The organism is Pseudodesulfovibrio sp. JC047, assembly GCF_010468615.1.
Classification (GTDB): domain Bacteria; phylum Desulfobacterota; class Desulfovibrionia; order Desulfovibrionales; family Desulfovibrionaceae; genus Pseudodesulfovibrio.
In genome coordinates, this window is record NZ_WUEH01000052.1 from 1 (window position 1) to 965 (window position 965).

Below are 965 nucleotides of genomic sequence, written 5' to 3' on the forward strand. Positions count from 1 at the left end.
CCGGCTGCCTCGTCAATGGCCGCGACATGCTTGTCTGCCAGAGTATCGGGCTGGGCCTTGTATTCCTGGCCGAACACCGGTGCTGATTTCCAAAATCCAGCATCGTCCATCTTGACCGGTTCAACGGTCCATATCAGGTCTTCGCCTTGGGTATGGACGATGACATCCACCGCAGGGGCACGGTACGGGTTGACCACCACGCCGACCTTGAGCCGGGGTACCAGTCCGGGGATGTGGCGGAGGTCGTAAGTCTTGCTGCCAAACCCCTTGATGGAATGGGTGATGGACATGTCCGGTTTGACCAATACTTCTACAGGACGAGTGGTCACCAACTCGCGGCAGAGTTCCAGGGACGGAGCCAGCCTGAGTTGGTCCTCGGTTATGGTCAGCCAGACATCATTTCGAGTCCTTTGGGTGCGAGTGTGAATGGCGTGAGCATTGAAGTGCTGGCACCATTTGTTCGCCTCGGCCTGCAATTCCTTCACGGTCTGAACGCGGAGGAAGGTCAGGCGTGATTCGAATTTGGTTTCAACAATGTTGTTGCCGCACTCCACCTGCCCCTTGGCGCGCGGGTTGCCCGCCTTATGGGTGTCCCACTTCACGTCCAGCCGATCCAGCAGGTTGGTGAACAGGTGCGCGGTATTTGCGCTGCCCTTGTCCATGACCAGCAGTTCGGGAACGCCGTGCATGGGATCGTTCAGTCCGCGCGGAGTGATGGCGTCCAGGAACACATCGACGAGACCCTGGGCTGATTCACCGGCGGCCTGGACGTATCGGACATAGATCGTGCCCGAGTAGTGGTCGGTTATGACGTAGCGCCACACCCGTTCTTTTTCGGTCTTGCGGAAGTTCTGGAGCTTGTTCTTGTAGAACTTGCTTTCCTCCATCACACTCAATCCGCCTTTGGGCAGGTAAAACAGAACGCACATGGACGGATCCACCTGCCAGCAATGGTTGGGATACAG

The 965-nt window shown here is 57.5% G+C and carries 1 protein-coding gene; it reads right to left on the bottom strand.

Annotated features, from left to right (window positions below; translation table 11 throughout):
• Positions 1–929, bottom strand: a 929-nt coding sequence (locus GO013_RS17560) for a DDE-type integrase/transposase/recombinase (RefSeq protein WP_163813153.1), incomplete at its 3' end; no start/stop codon positions are given.
• Positions 930–965: the final 36 nt, after the last annotated feature.